Source organism: Staphylococcus pasteuri (genome assembly GCF_030547725.1).
Taxonomy (GTDB): Bacteria; Bacillota; Bacilli; order Staphylococcales; family Staphylococcaceae; genus Staphylococcus; species Staphylococcus pasteuri.
On sequence record NZ_JAUOQO010000841.1, the window covers coordinates 1 to 241 of the forward strand.

Annotated in this window: 1 pseudogene; it reads right to left on the reverse strand. The window is 58.1% G+C overall.

The window, feature by feature from the left end:
* Window positions 1-241, reverse strand: a pseudogene (locus Q4528_RS15685) (hypothetical protein); the annotation flags it as partial.

Below are 241 nucleotides of genomic sequence, written 5' to 3' on the forward strand. Positions count from 1 at the left end.
GGACCGACAATGTCGAACGCTGTTTGCTCGACACCCGGCTCCGGCTCGATCACCGGAACGATATCGTGCCAGGCTTCATACATCGCCGGGCGAATCAAATCGTTCATCGCCCCGTCCAGGATCAGAAACTGGCGATCTTCACCCTGTTTCACATAGATCACCTTGGACACCAGAATACCGGCGTTGCCGGCAATCAACCGCCCCGGCTCGATCTCGACCTCACAGCCCAGATGCCCCAATG